This is a genomic window from Fibrobacter sp. (assembly GCF_045112255.1).
Taxonomy (GTDB): Bacteria; Fibrobacterota; Fibrobacteria; order Fibrobacterales; family Fibrobacteraceae; genus Fibrobacter.
This window is the reverse complement of sequence record NZ_JBGUHR010000051.1, coordinates 15721-37699: the sequence shown is the minus strand read 5'-3', so window position 1 is coordinate 37699 and position 21979 is coordinate 15721. Positions and strand designations below refer to the sequence as shown.

Annotated in this window: 19 protein-coding genes; 12 read left to right on the top strand and 7 right to left on the bottom strand. The window is 49.5% G+C overall.

All coding sequences use genetic code 11. The features are described from left to right. Positions 1-67 precede the first annotated feature (67 nt). The gene (locus ACJMM9_RS07255; RefSeq protein WP_405325191.1) at positions 68-556 is read left to right on the top strand and encodes an LptE family protein; all 489 of its coding nucleotides are present in this window, start codon (positions 68-70) and stop codon (positions 554-556) included. Between the two features lie 146 nt (positions 557-702). Here the strand turns inward: ACJMM9_RS07255 and ACJMM9_RS07250 are convergent, their stop codons facing one another. Beyond that, the gene (locus ACJMM9_RS07250; protein ID WP_405325189.1) at positions 703-1188 is read right to left on the bottom strand and encodes an NUDIX hydrolase; all 486 of its coding nucleotides are present in this window, start codon (positions 1186-1188) and stop codon (positions 703-705) included. Between the two features lie 125 nt (positions 1189-1313). Between ACJMM9_RS07250 and ACJMM9_RS07245 the strand changes: the two genes are divergently transcribed. Both ACJMM9_RS07245 and ACJMM9_RS07240 read left to right on the top strand, forming a co-directional pair. Next, positions 1314-1727, top strand: coding sequence for an ATP-binding protein (locus ACJMM9_RS07245; protein WP_405325186.1), 414 nt, complete (start codon positions 1314-1316; stop codon positions 1725-1727). Positions 1728-1762: 35 nt separating this feature from the next. Further along, positions 1763-2059, top strand: a complete 297-nt coding sequence (locus tag ACJMM9_RS07240) for an STAS domain-containing protein (protein ID WP_088640139.1) — start codon at positions 1763-1765, stop codon at positions 2057-2059. A gap of 73 nt (positions 2060-2132) precedes the next feature. Here ACJMM9_RS07240 and ilvD read toward each other — a convergent pair whose 3' ends face one another. The 3 genes from ilvD to ACJMM9_RS07225 form a co-directional block, all read right to left on the bottom strand. Next, a complete protein-coding gene (gene ilvD / locus ACJMM9_RS07235) occupies positions 2133-3992 on the bottom strand; it encodes a dihydroxy-acid dehydratase (RefSeq protein WP_405325183.1) in 1860 nt (619 codons plus the stop codon). 106 nt (positions 3993-4098) lie between these two features. Further along, positions 4099-5739 (bottom strand): RNA methyltransferase, encoded by a 1641-nt coding sequence (locus ACJMM9_RS07230; protein ID WP_405325180.1) that lies wholly within the window; start codon positions 5737-5739, stop codon positions 4099-4101. A 20-nt stretch (positions 5740-5759) separates the two neighbouring features. Further along, complete coding sequence (locus tag ACJMM9_RS07225; RefSeq protein ID WP_405325177.1) at positions 5760-6131, bottom strand: hypothetical protein; 372 nt, start codon at positions 6129-6131, stop codon at positions 5760-5762. A 208-nt stretch (positions 6132-6339) separates the two neighbouring features. Between ACJMM9_RS07225 and ACJMM9_RS07220 the strand changes: the two genes are divergently transcribed. Further along, positions 6340-7539 carry a hypothetical protein gene (locus tag ACJMM9_RS07220; RefSeq protein ID WP_405325174.1) on the top strand — a complete coding sequence of 400 codons (1200 nt, stop codon included), beginning with the start codon at positions 6340-6342 and terminating at the stop codon, positions 7537-7539. A 90-nt stretch (positions 7540-7629) separates the two neighbouring features. Here ACJMM9_RS07220 and ACJMM9_RS07215 read toward each other — a convergent pair whose 3' ends face one another. Beyond that, positions 7630-8301 carry a TrmH family RNA methyltransferase gene (locus ACJMM9_RS07215; protein WP_173355254.1) on the bottom strand — a complete coding sequence of 224 codons (672 nt, stop codon included), beginning with the start codon at positions 8299-8301 and terminating at the stop codon, positions 7630-7632. A gap of 219 nt (positions 8302-8520) precedes the next feature. On the opposite strand from ACJMM9_RS07215, the gene surE reads away from it, so the two are divergent. The 3 genes from surE (at position 8521) to ACJMM9_RS07200 (ending at position 14148) form a co-directional block, all read left to right on the top strand. Continuing rightward, positions 8521-9309 carry a 5'/3'-nucleotidase SurE gene (gene surE, locus ACJMM9_RS07210; protein ID WP_405325171.1) on the top strand — a complete coding sequence of 263 codons (789 nt, stop codon included), beginning with the start codon at positions 8521-8523 and terminating at the stop codon, positions 9307-9309. Between the two features lie 50 nt (positions 9310-9359). After that, the gene (gyrA, locus tag ACJMM9_RS07205) at positions 9360-12071 is read left to right on the top strand and encodes a DNA gyrase subunit A (protein ID WP_405325169.1); all 2712 of its coding nucleotides are present in this window, start codon (positions 9360-9362) and stop codon (positions 12069-12071) included. A gap of 220 nt (positions 12072-12291) precedes the next feature. Continuing rightward, a complete protein-coding gene (locus ACJMM9_RS07200; RefSeq protein WP_405325166.1) occupies positions 12292-14148 on the top strand; it encodes a glycoside hydrolase family 11 protein in 1857 nt (618 codons plus the stop codon). Positions 14149-14292: 144 nt separating this feature from the next. On the opposite strand, the gene ACJMM9_RS07195 is transcribed toward ACJMM9_RS07200, so the two are convergent. Both ACJMM9_RS07195 and dapA read right to left on the bottom strand, forming a co-directional pair. Then, complete coding sequence (locus ACJMM9_RS07195) at positions 14293-14976, bottom strand: hypothetical protein (RefSeq protein WP_405325163.1); 684 nt, start codon at positions 14974-14976, stop codon at positions 14293-14295. A 157-nt stretch (positions 14977-15133) separates the two neighbouring features. Beyond that, a complete protein-coding gene (dapA, locus tag ACJMM9_RS07190; RefSeq protein ID WP_173354547.1) occupies positions 15134-16090 on the bottom strand; it encodes a 4-hydroxy-tetrahydrodipicolinate synthase in 957 nt (318 codons plus the stop codon). Positions 16091-16487: 397 nt separating this feature from the next. On the opposite strand from dapA, the gene ACJMM9_RS07185 reads away from it, so the two are divergent. The 5 genes from ACJMM9_RS07185 (at position 16488) to ACJMM9_RS07165 (ending at position 21934) form a co-directional block, all read left to right on the top strand. Further along, positions 16488-18101: a phosphomannomutase gene (locus tag ACJMM9_RS07185; protein ID WP_088630356.1), complete on the top strand. Its 1614-nt coding sequence runs from the start codon at positions 16488-16490 to the stop codon at positions 18099-18101. Between the two features lie 29 nt (positions 18102-18130). After that, positions 18131-18850, top strand: a complete 720-nt coding sequence (locus ACJMM9_RS07180) for a hypothetical protein (protein ID WP_405325159.1) — start codon at positions 18131-18133, stop codon at positions 18848-18850. A 39-nt stretch (positions 18851-18889) separates the two neighbouring features. Then, positions 18890-19633, top strand: a complete 744-nt coding sequence (locus tag ACJMM9_RS07175) for a YebC/PmpR family DNA-binding transcriptional regulator (RefSeq protein WP_073424666.1) — start codon at positions 18890-18892, stop codon at positions 19631-19633. A gap of 252 nt (positions 19634-19885) precedes the next feature. Further along, positions 19886-20638, top strand: coding sequence for a hypothetical protein (locus ACJMM9_RS07170; protein WP_405325156.1), 753 nt, complete (start codon positions 19886-19888; stop codon positions 20636-20638). A gap of 225 nt (positions 20639-20863) precedes the next feature. Beyond that, positions 20864-21934, top strand: a complete 1071-nt coding sequence (locus tag ACJMM9_RS07165; RefSeq protein ID WP_405325153.1) for a hypothetical protein — start codon at positions 20864-20866, stop codon at positions 21932-21934. The last annotated feature ends 45 nt before the right edge of the window (positions 21935-21979 follow it).

Genomic DNA, 21979 nt, shown 5'->3' with positions numbered 1-21979 from the left:
TTTTACGGGTGGAAAGATAGCTTTTTTCTAAATTATCGACATGCGTTTTCGAAAGAATCTCTCCTGTTTGCTTTGTTTTGTTGCTGTAGCTTTGCTTGCTACTGTTTTGAATGGCTGTTACAGCTTTACCGCTTCGACGCTTCCGAGCCATATTAAAACAGTTAACATTCATGAAGTTGATGACAAGACTCTTGACCCCGTGCTAGCCAACAATATCCATACGGCCGTTGTCGATATGTTCAAACGCAATGCGGGTGGTGTGCGCCTCGTGAATGGTGATGCCAATGCTGATTTTGAAATTACTTTGTTAAGCTATTCCAACAAGCCTGAAAACTACAACAGCAATAGCGATGTCGAGACATACCGCGTCACGATCCGCGTTGAAGTTAAATTTTATGATAACGTAAAAGAAAGAATCATCTACGAGAGCAAGTCCCTTTCTGCAGATGGTGTCTACGATGTCCAGGCTAACGAGACCGAAGACCGCCATGGTCAGACGCGTGCCGTTGAAAAGCTCCAGGACTTGATTGTCTCGAACGCCCTTGCCAAGTGGTAATAAAAAAAGCGACTCGGCAATATCGTAAGAATACGCATCTTGCCGAGTCTGGGGTTGGTTTGGAGTATTACAAATATGCTTAATTTTTAGCCGTTTGTTAAGTCGTTATGTCAATTTTTCTCAAAAAAATGTGGAATATTACATTTTTATAGGAAATCTTGTAGTGTAACCGGCTTTTCGTTCAATAAAGCCTCGGTGAGTTCACTCCCTTTGTAGGTGAGCTTTAGCGAAAAAAATGGTTCGCCGCGTTCGAGTAGTGCAAGGAATATGAGGTCTCCATCCCAGTGGGGGAGTTCCTTCACCTTTTGCTTGTCTACCCATTCTAGTACACCCTCGTCGCAATCTTTGAGCGCACCTGTAAACTCGGTCGCGGTAAAGATGTGCATGAATTCGGTCTGGTCCATGCCGTCGCTGATGAAGGTGACTATGCCCCGGTATTTGGGCCGGATAAGTGTGAGTCCTGTTTCTTCAAGCGCTTCGCGGTGGATGCAGTCTTCGGGGGATTCCCATTCTTCGAACTTGCCTCCGATACCTATCCACTTATCCTTGTTGATGTCATTTTTTTTCTTGATACGATGGAGGAGCAAATATTTGCCGTTTTGCTCGATATAGCAGAGGGTTGTGTTAATCATACGCTTCAAATATAGAATTGTTTGTTTTTTTGCTCTTTTTGGGAGGACTTTCTTAGAATTGTTAACTATTTATGCGAGATAAATGTATAATTATTGTATGATTTACGAAACTTTTGGCTGGTAATATGCAGAATTGGGTTAAAGAAATCGTCGTAGATTCAAAATTTGAAAATGTTAGAACTTTGACGGATTTTGTTGAAAGCTCCCTGGAGCCGCTTCATCCTTCGCCAAAGGCTCTCATGCAGATTGGCGTTGCCATCGATGAGCTGTTCAGCAATGTTGTTCGTTATTCAGGTTCTTCGAATATGAAGTTGATCCTGAATGTGAATGCGGATGTGCTGACAGCAAAGCTCACTTTTATTGATGATGGGGTGGAATACGATCCGTTAAAGAAAACAGATCCGGATGTTTCACTTTCTGCAGAGGACCGTGAAATTGGAGGACTTGGAATATTCCTCGTAAAAAAAATTATGGATGGTGTTGAGTATAAACGTGATGGTCAGAAGAATATTTTAACCGTTGTCAAAAAATTGGGTTAATTTATTGTTGATTTAAAATACAAAGAGAGGCTATAATGAAAATCGAAAAAAAAGTAGATGGCTCCAATATGTCTTTCGCTCTAGAAGGGCGTCTGGACACAATGACCGCTCCTTTGCTTGAATCTGAAATTCAGGGGAAGCTGGATGGGGTTGTTGATTTGGAATTTGATTTTGCCAAGTTGACTTATATTTCTTCGGCGGGATTGCGCGTGTTGCTTTCTGCCCAGAAGATTATGAACAAGCAAGGCAAGATGACTATCAAGAATGTCTGCGATGAAATCAAGGAAATTTTTGAGGTGACGGGATTCTCGGACATTTTGACTGTCGTATAGTTTGGTTTAGAATTTGTATGGATGAAAAAACGGCACCTGCGCGGTGCCGTTTTTTGTATAAAAAGGATTACCCTTACTTTACGCCAATCAGAGATAGATCTCTGACAGCACCTTTATCTGCGCTGGATGCCATGGCGGCGTATGCCTGGAGTGCCTTGGACACGACGCGGTTGCGGTTCTCTGGTTTCCATGCCTTGGCGCCACGGGATTCCATTTCCTGGCGACGGGCGGCGAGTTCTTCGTCGGTGAGTTCTACGTTGATGGTACGGTTCGGGATGTCGATTTCGATGACGTCGCCTGTGTGCACGAGACCGATGTTACCCTTGTTGGCGGCTTCCGGAGAAGCGTGGCCAATGGAGAGACCGCTTGTACCGCCGGAGAAACGACCGTCGGTGAGGAGAGCGCAGAGCTTGCCGAGGTGACGGCTCTTGAGGTAAGAGGTCGGGTAGAGCATTTCCTGCATGCCCGGGCCACCCTTCGGGCCTTCGTAACGGATGACGACGACGTCGCCAGCCTTCACAACGTTCGGGTCGAGAATGCCCTTGACGGCATCTTCCTGGCTTTCGAATACGACTGCCGGACCGGTGAACTTGAGAATGGATTCGTCAACGCCTGCGGTCTTCACGATGCAGCCGTCGATAGCGAGGTTACCGTAAAGAACAGCGAGGCCGCCGTCCTTGGTGTAAGCATGTTCGCCATCGCGGATAGCGCCATTTGCGCGGTCGAGGTCGTGATCCGGGTACATGAAGTTCTGGGAGAATGCTTCGATGTTGTACTTGCGGCCCGGACCTGCGAGGTAGCGCTGCTTGGCTTCGGCAGTCGGATTACGCTTGATGTCGTTTGCTTCGAGAGCATCGCCCATCGTAGCGGCGTGAACAGTCTTTGCACTCTTGTGGATGAGACCCATGCGGTCGAGTTCACCGATGATACCCATGATGCCGCCTGCGCGGTTCACGTTTTCAACGTGGATGTTGTGGACGGTCGGAGCGACCTTGCAGATGCACGGCGTGTTGCGGGAGAGGCGGTCGATGTCCTTCATGGTGAAGTCCACGCCAGCTTCCTGAGCGACGGCGAGCAAGTGGAGAACGGTGTTAGAAGAACCACCCATGGCGATGTCGAGGCGCATGGCGTTTTCGAAGGCGTCCTTCGTGGCGATGCTGCGCGGGAGGATGCTTTCGTCGTTCAAATCGTAATACTGGTGGCAGAGTTCCACGATGCGCTTACCGGCAGCTTCGAAGAGCTTCTTGCGTTCGGCGTGCGTTGCGACGATGGTGCCGTTGCCCGGGAGGCTAAGGCCGAGGGCTTCAGTAAGGGAGTTCATAGAGTTTGCGGTGAACATGCCGGAGCAGGAACCGCAAGTCGGGCAAGCGTTTGCTTCGATGTCTGCCACTTCTTCATCGCTGATGGTGTTGTCTGCAGAATCGATCATGGCGTCGATCAAGTCGAGGGCGCGGTCCTTGCCGTCCTTCGTCGTGACGTGGCCAGCTTCCATCGGGCCGCCAGAAACGAAGATTGCCGGAATGTTGAGGCGCATGGCGGCCATGAGCATACCCGGAGTCACCTTGTCGCAGTTAGAGATGCACACGAGTGCGTCTGCGCGGTGGGCGTTGGCCATGTATTCGGTGGCGTCAGCAATGAGGTCGCGGCTCGGCAAGCTGTAGAGCATGCCATCGTGGCCCATGGCGATACCGTCGTCAACGGCGATGGTGTTCATTTCCTTGGCGACACCGCCGGCAGCTTCGATCGCACGTGCGACAACCTGACCAACATCCTTGAGATGAACGTGACCCGGAACAAACTGGGTGTAGCTGTTCACCACGCAAATGACGGGCTTACCAAAGTCTTCTACCTTGGTTCCTGTTGCGTGCCAAAGGGCACGTGCACCGGCCATTTCGCGGCCTTCCATAGTCTTGAGCGAACGAAGTTTCGGCATAATGATCCTTTTTTGTCTTTAATAATTCCGGCGACATAATGCATGTCACCTTAAATTTCGGTTATAAGTTAGAAAATTAATTGTTGTATTGAAAAACGCAAGGCGCCTAGATTGTTGCAAAGAAGGCGTTGAGGCTAAAGCCGCCGTGGCTTGTTTGGATGACTTTCGCGGTCGGGGAGTGCTCTGGTGAAAGGGCGGGGCATTCGCGCAAAAGGTTTGCGGTGCAAGTGTACTTGGCGCCGTCGCGGGTGTCGTCTTTGGGAGCGAGGATGGCGACTGTGAGTGATTTGCCGAGGTTATGTAGGTCGTGCGAAAGTTCCGTTAGCTTTTTGCCGATTTGCGTGTAAAGCTTGGGCGCGTCGAAATCAAGGCGTTTGCCGTAGGGCGGGTTCAGCACGAGAATGGGCGAGGCGTCGTCGCAGGCGTCTACAATTTCTTTGGCGGTGTAGCTGAAAAAGTCGCGGAGTTGCGGTGCGATGGGCGCAGGCGAAATGTTTGCGAGTGGGCTACATTCGATGTTGTGCTTGATGATGCTTACCGCGCGTTCGGAAATGTCGCTTGTGACGATTTTTGCGATGATGGGATGCTTTGTCGCATTACGAGACGTTACTGGACCCTTCACTTCGCTCAGGGTGACGGGTGCGGAAACGTTATTTTTGGTATCATTCTGGGTGGCGCTGCGCGTAATAAAATTCCACGTGGCTTCTTTGAAGGCGGGCTGGTGCTTGAGTGCGAAATCGCGGCACGTGCCGGGAATGATTTTGTTTGCAATGCAGGCGGATTCGAGGCTGAACGTGCCACTGCCAGCCATGAGGTCGAGTATTGTGTATGGTGGCCCCGGAACGGAGTCCGGGGTGACATCTTGTAAATTTGGTAGTTGGCTGTTTATGTGGAGTGCTTCGAAGAGCATCGCGGAGGCGATGGTTTCTTTGAGCGGGGCGTCGTTCACGAAACGTTCAAAGCCGCGCTTGTAGAGTTCTTCGCCGGCGAGGTCTAGCCAGATGGTGCAGCGGTCGTCTAGGAAGTTGACGTAAAGATTTTGAGGTGTGCCGCGATTCTCGTTTTGCATCGGGGCGTTGCGGGGTGTCCCCGCAGAGGGGGTAGTGTAATCTAGACGAGAGTTCGCTTCGCTTGTAGACGAGAGACGAATGGGTGTTTTTCTCTCGTCTTTCGTCTGTAAGGCCGAAGGGTCGTTCTCTCGTCTAGATGGAGCGAGGGGGAGGCTTACCCCTTTAATTATGTTGTACAACCTTTCGGCGATGGCGTCGCTGTGGTACAGACGGGAATGTTTGCATGTAACGTGGATGTTTAATGCGTTGATTGGATTCCCTTCGCAAATGTAATCCGATAAATTATGGATCCCCTCCCTGACGGTCGAGGATGACTGATTGTCGTTAATTCCGAAATCCGAATTCCTAATTCCGAATTTTAAATAAAGTTCCCACGGGATTTCGCTTGCTTTCTTTTCGAGTTCGCGGAAGTTCTCGGCTTTGAAGCTTGCGACTTCCATGAGCACACGGTTTGCGACGCGGCTTATGGCGACTGCTTTCCACGCTTCGGTCAGTTTTGTGGTGAACTCGACTTTGCCGTCTCCAGTGACGTGCGGCAGTTCTGTTGCGCTTTCTCCTAAAATGCAATCAAGTTCTCTCGCAAGCGTTTGTTCAAAGCCAAGCGGAGAAATGGCTAAAAAGCGATGGGGCTTTCCGATGATGTGTTTCTTGATGCGTTTTTCGAGGGCGTCACTCATGGACTGCAATATAAAAATTGCTAGGAGTCCAGGTCAACGGCAATCAATGTCTTGGCGGGTGCGGCCGGGGCGACAACGGGCATTTTGCTCAAGTCCAGGTTGATGGCGATGATTTCTCCAGAGAGCGACATGATGGCGCCTGTGGATGTGTTGAATGTGCCGATGACTTTCCCGGAACCGTCGCTTACGGTCATTGTTGTAGGCGCGATGACGTAGTAATTGGATCCGAGCTGGTAAAAATAACTCGGTTCGCTCACGACGATGTTCTGCGGTATTTGAAGACTTGAAGTGTTATTTGATGCGCTGTCTTGTGTCGCTGAACTTTCGGAGCAGTTCCACGCAGTAGCAAGTATGCCTGCAAACAGTATGCATCTGACAATTTGTAACTTCATAATCTTTCCTCGAATTGTAAATCTATATTGACATTTCTTTTAGCGGTTGCGAAAAAAGCTTTTAATAACATTAAATGTTCTCTTTGCGTTCTTTTTGTTTTTCTGAAATCTTACAAAAAACTTATTTGCGTGTTGAGCTAAATTGAGATACTTTAAAAAGTGTTCTATTCCACATTTTTTATTGTGTTGCTATCTTTAAAACATGATTATGAAAAAGTTTGCTTTGATTTCCGCAATTGGCTTTTTGGCCGTATCTGCTTTTGCTGCACAGGGCGCTCCCGTGGGTGCGTCTGTTGACCCGACTCCTGAGGAACAGAAGGCTCTCGATGCTTTGAAGGGAAAGCTCGAAGGCGCTATTGTCTGGTCTACGAGCCGTGCAAATTCACTCCACGATATTTGGATTATGAATGCTGACGGGACGAATGCCCGTGCGCTGACCAAGAGCAATAATGTGGACTGGTTCCCGCGTATTGCTCCGGATGGTTCGAAGGTCCTTTTTAACCGCAGCAAGGGTGGCTGGGTTCCCGAAAACGATGCCAACTACCCGGAAAAGTGGGACTTGTGGACTGTCGGCATTGACGGTACAAACGAGACGAAGATTGTCGAAAACGCCACGTGGGGAACCTGGCGCCCGGATGGCAAGTCCATTGTGTTTAGCCGTGCCGGCAAGGTCTTTACGATGGACCTCGCAAGCAAAAAGGAAACGCTCGTGCTTGATGGCGAAAAGGCTTTCAATAAGGCCGGCGTGATTTTGCAGGAACCGAACATGAGCCCGGATGGCAAGCACCTTGCGATTACGCTTCGCGGTTCGATGCGTGAAACGGGCGTGTGGGACTTGGCTAAGAATGCTTGGACCAAGTCCGGTGACGGTTGCCAGATCGACTGGAATTTCGATGGCTCCAAGCTCTACCGCGTGAACCCTACGGGTAATGGTGGTACGGCTGCCCCGAGTGAAATTTTGTGGTTCACGGCTAAGGACGGTAAGCAGGTCGAAAAGGTCGGCTTCTTCGGCATCCCGAAGAACGTGAAGCTGATGGACTTGCCGGGTCGTCGCAGCCATGAATACTTCCCGCGCCTCTCGCCGGATGGCAAGTGGCTTGTGTGGGGCGCAACGGACAAGGGCCACGACCACGACTTGTTCGACTACGAACTTTATATCTGGAAGATTGGCGAACCGGTTGAAACGGCAACGCGTATTACATACAACAGTGGTAATGACCGCTGGCCAGATATCTGGTTTGGTAAGGTCCCTGTGAGCGCTGCTCCGGCTGCTAAGGCTGTTGAATCGGCTGTGAATGCGACTGCTGCTGCCATTGCCGGCGGTGTAAGCGATGCCAAGATGGATGAACTCATCAAGGCTATTGACCGCTTGACCGATGCCGTGAAGGCTCTTGCTCCGGCAAAGTAGTTTTAGAAAAGTTTGTGCCCGTTCGTCGGGTTTTACGAAAATTGCCGCAGCTTTGATGCTGCGGCTTTTGCTATTAGCGAAAAATGCTTTTTACTTCGCGTTACTGCGGAGGCAGAATGCCATGATGGCGAATGCGCCGGCGACGTTCATGCTAGCTTTGCGGCCTGCCATCGGAATGGTCACTTTCATGGTTGCCTCTGCCATGATTTCCGGAGCGATGCCGAGTTCTTCGTTGCCAAGCACGATGAGACCTTTTTCGGGCCATTTTACGTTGTTTATGCTCGGGATATCTTCGCCTGTTTCAAGGGCGATGATTTCGTAGCCGTTTTCCTTGTGCCATTTGATGCAATCGAAAGGGCTATCCCAGCGCTTGATGGGGATCCATTCCTGACAGCCGCGTGCTGCGCTTTTGACGGTCACATGATCGGGGCTACAGCTGTAGCCGCTGAGGTGTACGCCTTCGAGTCCGAAACAGTCGGTGCTGCGGATGATGGAGCCTACGTTGAATGCGCTTCGCAGATTGTGCACGAGTACGGCGAATTGGATGGGCTTTTCGTTTGCAACTTCGCGGTCGCCCGGTTCCTGTTCCAGGTATACGTCGCGTTCAAAGCCAAGCCCTGCGCGGGTGCGGAACGTCTTGTACAAGTCGATCATTTGCGCCTGGTTCTTGCCTGTCAATCTCTCGGATTCGGGCAAGTGGAGCCATTCGGTGTAGGTCTCGAATTCTCGGCGGGCGCGAGGAACATCGTCGCCTAATTGCAAAATTATGACTCGTAAAAGTTCTGCGAGCCTCTTGAATTTTGAAGGCTCTTTCATAGCTAAAAATTTAGGTTCCGTGTACATGTTTGAAATGATAGAAAATTACCCTTTAAACGGCTCAAAAATGGCTTTTTTACGCGTGTTTTTAAGGATTTTGAAACAATTTTATCACCCGTTTTTCTAAATTGCATATAAATGGAACAATTACGGAAAACTAGGGTCTTGATCACTAACGACGATGGCGTTGGTAGTGTCAATCTGCATGCTCTCGCTCTTGCTTTGAGCGAGGTTTCCGATGTCTATGTCTTTGCTCCTGAAGACGAACAGAGTGGTGTCGGTCACGCCTTTACGATTCGTCGCGGGTTGCGCATTCAGCATGTCGAAGCTGTTCCGGGGAAAGCGAAGTTGCCGTACGAGGTTTACTCGGTTTCGGGCACTCCGGCAGACTGTGTGAAGTTTGCCATAGGGCATTTTGCCAATTACGGACTTGATGATAACACGATTGTTCCCGAAGGCTTTGATGTCTGTTTTTCGGGAGTCAATGTGGGCGAAAATTCTGGTGTGTCGTCGCTATATTCGGGGACAGTTGCCGGCGCCCGCGAAGCCGCCCTTTGGGGTGTACCTGCAGTGGCGCTTTCGCTCCGTGGATTGAAAGGCAACCTGTTGCAGGTGGCGATTGATTTTGCACGTAAGATTGTTTCCGAAAAGTTGTTCAAGAAAATCTCCAGGGGCGTCTTCTGGAATGTGAATTTCCCGAAGATCAAGGATGATGAATTCCTTGGATTTAAGGCTTGCACGATGGATCGTGGAATGTTTACCGACCACTACGATCACAAGGATGGCTTGTGGTTCTTGGATGGCGAAAAGCTGTGGTCGATGGCTCCCGAGGGTTCGGATGACAACTTGCTAGATAAGGGCTATGCGACAATCACACCGCACCGCATAGACCAGACCGATGAAGAAAGTTTGAAAGTGATAAGTGAAATGTTAGAAGGCGGCGGCATGATTTAGGAAAAACTTCCTACTTCCTACTGTCTACTTCCTACTATAGAGGTTAACTAATGTCAGAAGAAATGGTACCTGGATCGCAGTTCAAGAGTCTTGTCGAACAAGACATGCAGGACTGCTATCTTCGCTACTCGATGAGCGTTATTGTCGCTCGTGCATTGCCGGATGCGCGCGATGGCTTTAAGCCCGTGCACCGCCGCGTGATGTACAGTATGCACAAGCTGGGCGTGGTTCCGAACAAGGGAACGGTCAAGTCCGCCCGTATCGTGGGTGATGTTATCGGTAAGTATCACCCGCATGGTGACTCTGCTGTTTATGAAACTCTTGCACGTATGGCGCAGGACTTCTCGCTGCGTTATCCGCTGGTGTTTGGTCAGGGTAACTTCGGTTCTATCGACGGTGACAGCCCGGCTGCCATGCGTTACACCGAAGCGAAGATGAATAACCTCGGCGCTCTCATGCTCGAAGATCTTGAAAAAGAAACTGTCGACATGGGCCCGAACTACGATGAATCTCTCGAAGAACCGCTGGTGCTCCCGTCTGCGCTTCCGAACATGATTGTGAACGGAACGTCGGGTATTGCTGTGGGTATGGCAACGAACATGGCTCCGCACAACTTGCGCGAAGTCGGTGCTGCCATTCACGCTATGGCCGAAAATCCGGACATCACCGGTGAAGAATTGATGGAATATGTGAAGGGCCCGGACTTCCCGACAGGTGCTATTGTCTGTGGCCGTTCTGGTATTCGTGAAGCTTACCTCACGGGTCATGGCCGTGTGCGTGTGCGCGCTCGTACCGAAATTGAAACGGATGCAAAGGGCAAGCCGCGTATCATTGTCACCGAAATTCCGTACATGGTGAACAAGGCCGAACTTTGCAAGAAGATTGCAGACCTTGTCCGCGACAAGCGAATCGATGGCATTACGGACATCCGCGATGAATCGAGCCGTGACATCCGCATTGTGATTGAACTCCGCCGTGATGCTGTTGGTGAAGTTGTCTTGAATAACTTGTTCAAGTACACGCAGCTGCAGACGACGTTTAGCATTTACAACTTGGCGCTTGTTAATAACCTCCCGAAGCTCCTCACGCTTAAGGATCTTTTGCAGGTCTACATTGACCACCGCCTCGATGTGATTACTCGTGCAACGCAGTTCGACTTGAAGAAGGCTGCTGCTCGCCTCCATATCATCGAAGGTTTGCGTGTTGCAACGCAGAACATCGACGAAGTCGTGAAGATCATTCGCCAGAGCAAGACGACCGAAATTGCAAAGCAGAGCTTGCAGGACCGCTTCTCGCTTGACGAAATCCAGTCTCAGGCCATCGTTGACATGCGCCTTGCACAGTTGGTCGGACTCAACATCGAAAAGTTGGAAGCTGAATACAACGAACTCATTGCTACGGTCGCTGACTTGAAGGACATCTTGGAAAAGCGCGAACGCCGCGTTGCCATCATGCTCCAGAAGCTCGATGCAGTCGTTGACAAGTACGGTGACGAACGCCGCACGACGATTGGCGAAGCTATTGACGATAGCGATGATGAAGACCTCATTGCCGAAGAAGAACAGGTCATCACGCTTAGCAAGGAAGGCTACATCCGTCGCCTCCCGATCGACACGTTTAAGGCTCAGAACCGCGGTGGTAAGGGTATCATCGGCGCAGGCCTCAAGGACGAAGACAATGTGGAACAGATCTTCACGGCTAGCACGCATAGCTACTTGCTCGTGTTCACGAACAAGGGCCGTGTCTACTGGACAAAGGTCTACCGCTTGCCGGAAGGCGCCCGCAATGGCAAGGGCCGCCCGATTGTGAACTTTGTCGCCCTCACGGAAGGCGAAAAGGTGCAGGCAATTGTGCCGGTGCGTAAGTTCGGTGGCTACTTCTGCCTCGTATTTGCCACCAAGAAGGGCATCATCAACAAGATGGACCTCACGCTGTTCAGCCGTCCGCGTAAGGCAGGCGTCAATGCCATTAGCCTCGACGAAGACGATGAATTGGTCAAGGTCCAACTCGTGGGCATGTCTGCCGAAGAATACGAAGCCAGCAAGAACGCTTCTGACGACGATTCTGCAGAAGCTGTCGAAAATGCCGCTGAAGCCCAGGCTGCCGAGGCCGCTGTTGCTGAAGAATCCGAATCTGGCGATGCCGAAGACTTTGCAAACCGCCCGATTCCGAAGGATCTCTTGATGATTGCGACCAAGAACGGTCAGGCTGTCACGTTCCCGATTACCTGCTTCCGCTCGATGGGCCGTGGCACACATGGCGTGAAGGGCATTACGCTCGCCGAAGGCGACGAAGTCATTTCGCTCCTGTGGCTCAAGGCCGGCAATAAGATCTTGACCATCACCGAAAAGGGCTATGGCAAGCGTTCTGAACCGGGTTCTTACCGTGTGACTCGCCGTGGTAGCAAGGGTGTCCGCAACCTGAACGTTACAGACAAGATTGGTGCCGCCGTGTTCGTGGAAAGCGTTGCCGACGATTACGATTTGATCATCACAAGTAAGGATGGTCAGGTCATCCGCATCAAGGCCGCCGATATACGCCTCACGGGCCGCAATGCCCAGGGCGTCAAGGCGATTACGCTGCGAGATGGCGACGTCGTGAAGGATGCAACTGCACTCCCGAGCGTCGAAGATATCGAACAGGATAGCGCTGATGCCAAGGAAACTTTCGACAAGGTCAAGGGCGTTGAAGTCGATGACGATTCCGTTGTAAAAGACGATGCTGAAAAGCAGGAAATCGGCCCGACGGAAACCGAAGAATAATCGCTAAACTAGCGAAAGCGGAACGTTAGTTCCCGAAATTTTAAAAGTCTCTTCCTGAAATCTTGGGAAGGGGCTTTTTTTGTGCCACTTTTTAACTTTTTTCTGTAAACAAAATGTCGTTGTTTTTCTAAACAACAAACTTTTTTTTCAGGAGTCCTTTTTAGAATACTCTCTAATATATTATGTTAAGCATAACTAAAATGTGAGGAGTATCATTACTATGAAAAACATTTCTAGTGCAGCCAAGATTGGATTGGTCCTGTCTTTAGGACTTGCCTCTGGTGCTTTCGCCCAGGATTTCTGTAATGCAAGTCATTCTGGTACGAAAAAGACCGTTTCTTTTAGCGTTGGCGCAGGTTCGGACAAGGGTGAAACTGGCCAAATAGGTGATTACCACTATGAACAGTGGAACAAGAGCGGTAGCGCTACCACGGATTTCTATACCGACGGCTCTTTTTCATGTTCTTTCTCCAATACAGATGACTTCCTGTGCAGAGAAGGTCTCTATTATGGGATGAACAGTGGCAAGGATCCTCTCTCGGTCGGTAACCTTGTTGCCGATTACAGCATGAAGACCTTTACCAATGATAAGTCTATTTCTTATGCTTATGCGGGTATTTACGGTTGGATGCAAAACCCGTTGATCGAATGGTACATCGTCGATAACTGGGGCCCGGCTTCTAGACCGAATTGGCTAGGCACATCTCAGGGCAAAATCACTGTTGACGGCGCCGAATACGAAATTTTCACGGCTGATGCCAACAGAGCTAGTATCGAAGGTAATAAGCCCTTCAAGCAGATTTACAGCTTGAGAAGCACCGCTCGTAAGTGCGGTACGATCAGCATTACGGAACATTTCAAGGCTTGGAAGAGCAAGGGTATTTCTCTTGGTTCTTCTTTGTACGAAGCTAAAATCTTGGGTGAAGCCGGTCAGTATCCTGAACAGCAAGGCGCTTCTGGAAAGATTGATTTTAATTATGCCAAGGTCTATGTCTCCAATGGCGGCGGACAGACTAAGTCTAGCTCCTCTACCGCTGTGAATCCGGGTTCCAGCTCTACAGCAGCTCCGAAGTCTAGCTCCTCTAAGGGCGGCGCGGTTTCTGGTACAATTGACGCCTGCAAGGACGAAATGGGTCACCAGGGTTCCAGCAAGACGACTCAGGGTCAGAACAACTCTAGCGTGACGGGTAACGTCGGTAGCTCTCCTTACCACTACGAAATCTGGTACCAGGGCGGCAACAACTCCATGACCTTCTACGACAACGGTACGTATAAGGCTAGCTGGAGCGGCACCAATGACTTCCTTGCCCGTGTCGGTTTCAAGTACAACGAAGATAAGACTTATGAAGATCTCGGTCCTATCGATGCTTACTACAAGTGGAGCAAGCAGGGTAGTGCCGGTGGTTATAACTATATCGGTATCTATGGTTGGACCGTTAACCCGCTCGTAGAATACTACATCGTGGATGACTGGTTTAACAAGCCGGGTTCAAATCTTACGGGACAAAAGAAGGGTGAATTTGAAGTGGACGGTGATGTCTACGAAGTTTACCAGAATCAGCGTTATAACGCTCCGTCCATCAAGGGCAATTCGGATAACTTCCCGCAGTACTTTAGCGTTCGTAAGAAATCTCGTTCCTGTGGCCATATCGATATCACGGCTCATTTCAAGAAGTGGGAATCTCTCGGTATGAAAATGGGTAAGATGTACGAAGCCAAGGTGCTTGTTGAAGCTGGTGGTGGCTCGGGTTCGTTTGACGTGACCTACTTCAAGATGACGGACAAGGCTCATCCTCTTCCGCAGCCGGAACCGGAATCTAGCTCTAGCGAAGCTAAGTCTAGCTCTTCTAAGACCGTGAAATCTTCTAGCAGCACGACTGCAATTCACGCTACAGCTCCGAGAATGGAACTTAAGAGTGGCAATTTCCAGGTGTTCGACATGCAGGGTCGCTTCCTCGGTATTGCAAAACTCGAAGCCGGCGCATCTATGGCTCAGGTTCTCAAGTCTAACTACAAGAACTCTGGCATCTACATGGTGAAGCAGGGCAGCTTCATGCAGCGCGTTCTTGTGAAGTAATAAGTTTCTCTCCCAAAAGACTGTGAAAACGCTCCCCTTCGGGGAGCGTTTTTGCATGCTTCGGGAATGCCGCTTTCCTTACGTACAAAAAAAACGCGAGTCCCGAAACGGAACTCGCGTCAATACTTTGTCTAAAGTCGAAGATTACTTCTTGGATTTTTTCGGCGGATGAGCAGCGATTTTCTTCACGCTCTTGTCCTCATCCTTGGCAGCCTTTTCAGCTTCCTTGAACATGGCTTCCACCTGTTCGAGAGCGCCGTTCGGATCTTCTTCGATGATTTCAGAAGCTTCGTCAACGAGTTCGGCAAATTCGTCGTACCAGTCAGCGAAAATTTCGACTTCGAGGTGATCCACACCCGGAACCGTCAAGCGCACGCCGCAGCTTTCGCCAACGCGGTCGAGGAACTTAGCAATTTCCGGACGGAGGAGGGAGAGGTCAAGACCTTCGAGGTCTTCCGGTTCCAAGAGAACGCCGTCAACCTTATCGTCTTCTTCTGCCTTCTTGGACTTCTTCTTGTCGCCCTTCTTGCAGTTGCAGTTTTCACCGCAGCAGCATTCGTTATTGAAGTCTCCGTTCATGGCGAGATATTCTTCATCATCGATGCCGCTGTCGTAGTAAAATTCATCGTCTTCCAGATAAAGTGTTTCAACGAAGATTCCCTTTGCGCCGAGAGTCTTGGCTGCTGCCAAGAATTCCTTGAGGTCGCCGCCGAAGTAGCGAGTAGCTTCGGCTTCTTCGTTCAGAGTCTGCACCGGAATCGGAAGAAGCTTCTGCTTCTTGATGTGTTCGCAGACCAAGTCGGTAACGGATTTTTCATTCTTAGCCATTGTGATTCTCCTGTTAAAAAATAGACGAGAGACGAGTGAACGCTTCGCAACTGCGTTGCTTTGCTACAGACGAGAGAAAAATTTTTGAAAAGATTCAAATAACTTGTTTAACAATCTCTCGTCTTTAGTCTGTAGCCGCGCAGCGGCGTTCTTTCGTCTAAATGTGATACTTCTTCAAGCTTTGTGCCTTTTCGTCGATGAGCTTCATGATGCGGGCGACAGCGTCAGCACCATTAGCCGTGTCCTTCACGCTTACGAGCGGCTGGAACAACGGGCTGTTGAAGAGCGTTCCGAGAGGAATCGGGTTCTTGCGGCAGAACGTGGCGTCGATGTAGTCACGAGCGGCCTTCTGCAAGTTGTGAGCCTTGTCCTTGTCGCCTGCCTGGAATGCCTTGTAGAGGTCGACGAAAGTCTTGCAAGCTTCTGGGATGTTGCCCGTTGCGCTCACGATACCCGTGCCGCCCATTTCGAGGAGGTCTGCAAAGAGACCGTCTTCACCGCTCATCACAGCGAAGTCCTTGCCCTTCGTTTCCTTGATGACGCGCATCGTGTCTTCGTGGAACTTTTCGCCAAAACCAAATTCAACCGCCTGCTTGAGACCGATGATGTTCTTGTCTTCGGCAAGAGCGATGAGTGTGTCCGGATGGACGTAGCTAGAGGTACGGCCCGGAACGTTGTAAATAACAATCTTAGCGCCAGTTTCGCTACTGAGCGTCTGGTAGTGCTTGAGCAAGCCTTCCTGCGGCGGATTGTTGTAGTAGCCAGTCACGCAGAGGACTGCCACCGGAGCAATCTTCAAAACGTTTTCGATCATCTCGATAGATTCGCGCGTGCAGTTGGAGCCTGCGCCTGCAATCACAGGGACGCGACCGTCAACGTAGTCGAGCGTGAACTTAATGATATCCAAGTGCTGCTGCGGAGAGACTGTTGCACTCTGGCCCGTCGTCACGGCGGGGAGCACACCACTAGCACCAGCTGCAATAACATCGTCAATCATCTGCCCCATCTTCTTGTAGTCGATGGAGTTGCGAAGGTTCTTAGGATCGTCGTTCTTGAGCGGGGTGAACAACGCGGGGAAAACACCAGTAAGTTGAGAAGCGTTTGTAATTTGCATAGTAACCTAAATATAGTATAGACGAGAGACGAAAGACGAAAGACGAGAGAAAAATGTGGCGAATATAAAGCCTTGTAAATCAAGAGTTGTAGCTTGAAAAACGTCGTTGCGAGGACCCTGTAAGGGGACGCGCCAATCTTTAAAATAGGTGGGGGAGGTATCCCCCTCGCTTCAGCCCCTTCGGGTCTTCCGCTACCCCTTCGAACGGGGCCTCAGACGCCGTCCCCATAACGCCCCGGCTTATCTTTGATAATTTATTCAAAACAAATGAAATTCGTGTCTTAAGTTTTTACAAGAATTGTAACCCCTTATTTTTGGTGTTTCTTCCTACCGTCTACTTCCTACTTCCTACTGGATTTTTCTAAATTTTGCGCGTTAAAACTACAAAGGAACCGCTATGGAAAACATTACCCAGATTTGGAAAAAGATTCAGTCCCCCGAATTCAACCCGGCTACCGATATGAACCTGGTTGAAACCGTGAAGCAGGTCGCATTGACCTCCCAGGAACCGGCCAAGGTCAGCTTTGGTACCTCCGGCTGGCGCGGTGAAATCGGTTCTGAATTCACGCTCCGCAACTTGCAGGTTGTCGGTGCTGCTATTGTGCGTTTGTACAAGGAAGCAACTCCGGAACTTTTCGCTGCTCTGGGTGTCAAGGATTTTGCTGAACTCCAGAAGCGCGGCGTGGTCGTTGGCCATGATAACCGCTTGCTCGGTCACGAATTCTGCGAAGCTGTCGCAGACCAGTTTGCAAAGGCTGGCGTGAAGGTCTATTACGGTGGCGAAATGCCGACTCCGGAATTCTCCGCTGCCATCGAAATGCTCGGCGCTGCTTGCTCCATCAACATGACTCCGAGCCACAACCCGAGCCACTACAACGGCATCAAGTTCAACCCGGCAGACGGTGGTCCTGCAGGTCCGGAAATCACGAACGTCATCACCAAGCTTTCTAACGAAATGATGGCTACCTGGAAGTTCGAACCGGTCTCCAAGGTTGACTGGGAAATTATCGACTCCCTCAAGATTTACAAGGAATTCCTCGTGAAGCAGGGCACGATCAAGTTCGACCGCATCAAGGAATTTATCAAGAAGGGCCGCCTCACGCTCGTGTGTGACCACGTTCACGGTTCTACCCGCCGCCGTCCGGCTGCTCTCCTCGACAATCCGGAATGCCTCATCACGCTCCGCAACGAAGACGATTCTTTGTTCGGCGGTATCGCTCCGGAACCGTCCAGCAAGAACCTCGAAAAGGTCCGCAAGGTTTTGGACGAAAGCAAGTCCTGGTTCCGTCTCGGTGCAATCTTTGACCCGGATGGCGACCGTATCCGTTTCTACGACGGCACTCGCGAAATCGATATGAACCAGTTCGGTGCAATCGCTTTCCACTACATGGCTACCTGGCGCAAGGAACAGGGCTGTGTGGCCAAGTCCGTTGCTACTTCCAACTTCGTGAACATCATTGCTGAAAAGCTCGGCGTTCCTGTCATGGAAACTCCGGTGGGCTTCAAGAACTTCCGCCCGTGGCTCTCTCGCAACGCTAAGCAGAAGGCTCTCGTTGCATTCGAAGAATCTGACGGTATCTCCGGCCTCAACAACACGCTTGAAAAGGACGCTCAGTTCGGCCTCCTCATCGCTCTCGAAATTCTTGCAACAACTGGCAAGAACCTCGGCGAATACCTCGACGCTTTGTACGAAGAATACGGCCGCTTCTATCCGACCCGTTCTGGTTTCGAAGTCGACAAGTCTCTCGTTGGCGAACCGCTCAAGGCTAAGGTCAATGCCATTGCCGATATCGCTAAGCCGGGTGCAAAGGTCATGGTTGGCAACAACGAAAAGACCGTGAAGCAGCTCCTCACGCTCGACGGCGTGAAGGTCATCTTCGACGACGATTCCTGGATGCTCGTGCGTCCGTCTGGTACGGAACCGAAGGTTCGTATTTATACGGAATGCCGTAACCCGGATGAAAAGGATCCGATGTTCGAAGCTGCAAAGGCTTTGTTCTTCAAGAACTAAGGATAAATTAAGCGAATTGGATTAGGGAAATGAAAAAAATTCTAACGGTCATCTTCCTTGCGTGTGCATTTGTGTTCGCGCAGGAAGGCTCCATTAAGCCGGAATTCCAGGCTTTCTCTGGCGCCTTAATCAAGCTCAAAAAAGCTGAGAAGGGTTTCCACAAGTTCAGGCTCCGAGTCGATGTGGCTCCGTGGGCATTCCTTGCGGAAGGTGAAGTTCAGGCTCCCGGTGGAGATTCCGATGTCCTTATAACAGCACTTTTCGATAGAGCGCTTTACGCTGTGCTTGCCTACATACCGGACAAGATTGCTGCCGGTTCCGATGGCGAAGAGTACAACGTGGGCTTCTTCGACATGATGCTTTATTACGACGAAGAACCGACTAGAATTCGCAACTTGTCGTTCAAGCTTTTGCCGCCTGCAAATGACAGCTGGGCACAGAGCATCTTGGATGATGCTCTCCAGTCTGGTTCGCTTCTCGGTAAAATCTGGAGCGGTAGGTTCGAACGTGAAATTACAAAGGCGTCTGCTGTTCCTATAGACAAGACGAAACTTGTCGATATGCAGCAGAAAAGGCGTGAAGCCAAGGCCCTCGAAGCTGAGCGTAAAGCTCAGGAAGAGGCGGACCGCAGGTCTCGTGAAAGAGCAGAAAAGGCAAAGTTCAAGTCTAAAAAGCACGACGACCTTGATTGCTCTAGCCGCAAGCTCACCGCCAAGCAGAAACGCCGCTGCAAGATGAATGGCAAATAGTTACTAAATTTTATTACAAAACTCAAGTAGAGGTAAATTATGTCCGGTCACTCCAAATGGGCCACCACCAAACGCAAGAAAGCCAAAACCGACGTCGCTCGTGCCAAGGCTTGGAACAAGCTGATTAAGGAAATCTCCATCGCTGCTAAGCTCGGCGGCGGCAATCCTGACGCTAACCCGCGTCTCCGTGCTGCAATTCTCAAGTCCAAGAGCCAGAGCCTTCCGACCAAGAACATCGAAAGTGCTATTGCCAAGGGTACGGGTGCTAACTCCGGTACCGAAATGACGGAACCGCTGTACGAAGGACGCGGCCCGGCAGGCATTGCTATCATGGTGCAGTGCATGACCGACAACAAGGTCCGTACGGTTGCTGAAATCCGTAACATCTTCAACAAGAACAACGGTTCCATGGGCGAATCCGGTTCCGTTTCTTGGGCATTCACCTACAAGGGCGTGATTGTCGTCGATGCTGAAAAGTATCCGGAAGATCAGATCATGGACCTCGTCCTCGAAGCTGGCGCAGAAGACATGAGCACCGAAGATGGCGTTCATGAGATCTCCACATCTCCGGAAGCTTTCGACGCCGTTTCCAAGGCTCTCGAAAATGCTGGTATCGAAATGATGAGCGCAGAACTCAGCTACGTCCCGAATGACCCGGTCAAACTCGGTCACGATGACGCTGTCAAGCTCCTCAAGCTCATCGACAAGTTCGAAGACCACGACGACGTTCAGGAAGTCTACCACAACGCCGAAATCGACGAAGCTGACATGGACGCTGAGTAGTCCGCAAGGCGAGTGTCGCGACGGCAAACCGCAGGCTTGCCGGCATGACCGAGCCGAAGGACAGACGCTGAAGCCGAAGGCGTAAGCGTCAATAGTCCGTAAGGATTTGTCATCCCGGACTGAGCTTGCCCCGGACAAGTTCCGGGGTTCCGGAAGGGAATCTCCTTTAAAGAACTGTTGCTTTGGCAGCGGTTCTTTTTTTTATGTGTAAAATGAGTATATTTTGTACAATATTTAACCCTCGAAATGACTATGATCAAAAAAATTCTTTTTTCTCTTGCAGCTCTTTCCATTTACGCTAATGCCCTCAATTGTGTTGAGGCTTATTTCAAGACTATAATTCTGGAAGCTGATATTCCTGGAGACTATGTTCTTGATAGTCTCTATAGAACCCCTAAGGAAGGAATGGAATCCGAACCGTGGTTCAAGAAACAGTATTACACGTCTGGAAATTATCTCCCTGATAGCATTGTTATGGCGAATGAAAATAAAACGGTTAAGAAAGTATTTAATTTCTCTCAAGAAACGACAACAGAAGATGGCTTGAAAAAAATCGTCGTAAAGAATAATGGAGAATTTTATAGCAGTGTCAAATATTTTGCCGGTGCAGACTCGATAAGTTTCGAATATACGAGTGTTGATGAAGGGGAAAATTTTACTACTCATGGATCTTTCGTTCTTCGAAACGATACTCTTTTTACGGATGATTCTGGCAACAAGTCTGTTCTTTATTTGGATTCGAATAACAATAATGTTTGCTATGATGGTACCGATCCTGAAGATGAAAATTTCAAGAAGATTACATACGAGACCAAGGGGGATACGATTCATTTTATTACCGATTCCCATTACAGTGTTACAGATTTGTTCTTGATTCCGGTGAATCCCCAAAAGACGATTGGAATCCGAAAAATTCGATCGGCCGTGAACATTAAAAAGTATCAATACTTTGATTTGCTTGGCCGCCCGGCCATAAGCAAGCACTCTGTGCAAGTCCGTAAATAACTTTGATATTCTTGAGATCGGCGTCATCCTGAGAGGCGACAAAGCCTCGAAGGATCCAGTCAATTTTAAAACAGAACTGTTGCGAAAGTGACAGTTCTTTTTTTACGATGACGACTCGTGTCCGTTGAGCTTATTGACGGAATGTCAACGTTTTTTATTTGTATTGAATGCTTTTTAAAAAATCAATTTTGATAAATTATAATTTAGAGAGTAAAGGAGAATTTTATGAATATCCGCAAGTTTTGGCGTCTGAGTTACTTGACCGTTGCATCACTTTTTTGGGCAAGCTGCGGTACGGATTCCAATCCGCAATTTCCCGCAATGCAAGCTGCAAATCCAGATTCTTCCTCCGATGCGAGCGGAAGTGACGCAGAAGAGAATTCTTCGAGTTCTACGATAGCGCAAACATCAAGCTCATCTGAAAATGCTCTACAGCAAAGTTCTTCTGAAGAATCCGCAGCAAGTTCGGCAGAAGTTGGAAGCTCGTCTAGCGGATCTCTTTCTTCGAGTAGCCTAAACGCCCAAAGCTCTTCTGGAACTGCAGACTATGTCTTGGCGAGAGATCCTTCGGTGACTTGCTATAAAAGTTCTTATATGGGAATGGTATCTTGCGGTAGTACAGAAAGTCTATCTTGTGATGATTATAAAAAGTATTTAAAGTCAGATACAACTTTATCCGAAAAAATTATATCGAGATGGGAAAGTGCCCTCCAGTCTTGCGGTGCTGTTAAAGACCTGTTTCGGGAAGAACCTCTTTATGGCATTTCGTATGGCGGTTGCCCGATGCGCATGTTCGTGGACATGAAATGTTCCAACGACAGCTCGTACGTCGATGTTAAACTAGATGGGAAGAAATTCTATACGAGCGAAAAGGAGTATAATGAGGCTCATGGCGTCGCTCCTGATGTTGTTGTGAAAAATTGCCCGCAGGAAGATTTTGCCCTGTTTACGGATGTCCTTGCCGATGTTCAGAAAAAACTGTATGAGATTATTTCTAGAAGGCTCATGGAAGATATTGCCAGATCTGAATCGGAACAAAAATATTTAAATAGTCTTGTGGACCGTGAGAATAAAACTTTGAAGGGACGCTTTGCCCCTTATACCATGGATGATGAGGATCAATCCGATTCCTGGTTGAGTCGGTATTCTGCTTATTGGTTCAATGGCTATATTGCAAAGACCAAGACTTGCGATGATGGCACTCCTGCAACGACTGAAACTTATCAGAAAAAATATGATGCGGTTCTTGCGGAATGCCTTAAAATCATTGAGAAAGATTCAAAGGCTGCGGAATAGTTTTCGGGGAGATTCTTTCACGTCATTCCGAAAACATCTCGTCAT